General features: G+C 68.7%; 1 protein-coding gene. It reads right to left on the reverse strand.

Annotated features, from left to right (window positions below; genetic code table 11):
• A partial coding sequence (locus tag IEY93_RS39490; RefSeq protein ID WP_189167894.1) for a ricin-type beta-trefoil lectin domain protein occupies positions 1-850 on the reverse strand: 850 nt, incomplete at both ends.

Genomic DNA, 850 nt, shown 5'->3' on the forward strand with positions numbered 1-850 from the left:
TCCAGGTCCACTTCTGGTTGTTGCCGCCGTGGCAGGAGTACAGCTGGATCAGGGTGCCGTTGGCGGTGCCCTGGCCGACGGCGTCCAGGCACAGGCCGGACTGCACGCCGGTGATGGTGCCGTCGGAGTTCAGGCGCCATTGCTGGTTGGTGCCGCCGTGGCAGGAGTAGATCTGGACCTTGGTGCCGTTGCCGGTGCCGCCGGCGTCCAGGCACTTGTTGCCGTAGACCCGCAACTCGCCGGCGGAGGTGGCGGCCCAGGTCTGGTTGGACTGGCCGTTGCAGTCCCAGATCTGGACCTGGGTGCCGTCGTTGGTGGTGGCGCCTGGCACATCGATGCACCGGCCGGAGGCCACGCCCCTGATCGGCCCGCTACCGCCCGGGTTGGAGGTGGGGGTCGCCGTGGGGGTCGGGGTGGGCCCGGTCGGCGTCGGGGTGGGGTTGGTGGGGGTGGCGTTGTTCAGCGCGTTGAGCACCGAGGTGTAGGCGGCCTTCTTGTTGCCGCTGCCGTCGAACAGCAGGGCGGTGGCGCCGGAGCCGAGCCAGGAGTCGGTGTCGCGCACCCCCCACACGGTGACGCCGGCGCAGCGGGCCACGGCCAGGCAGTCGTTGACGACGCTCTGGTAGGTCTGTGCGGAGCCGCCCTGGATGTCCAGCTCGGTGATCTGCACGTCCACGCCGAGGGCGGCGAAGCTGGAGATCGTGGTGCGGTAGTTGCTGTTGTAGGGGCTGTTGCCGTTGAAGTGCGACTGCAGCCCGACACAGTCGATGGGCACGCCGCGGGACTTGAAGTCGCGGACCATGTTGTACACGCCCTGGGTCTTCGCCCACGACCAGTTGTCGATGTTGTA

This window comes from Sphaerisporangium melleum (assembly GCF_014646695.1).
Taxonomy (GTDB): Bacteria; Actinomycetota; Actinomycetes; order Streptosporangiales; family Streptosporangiaceae; genus Sphaerisporangium; species Sphaerisporangium melleum.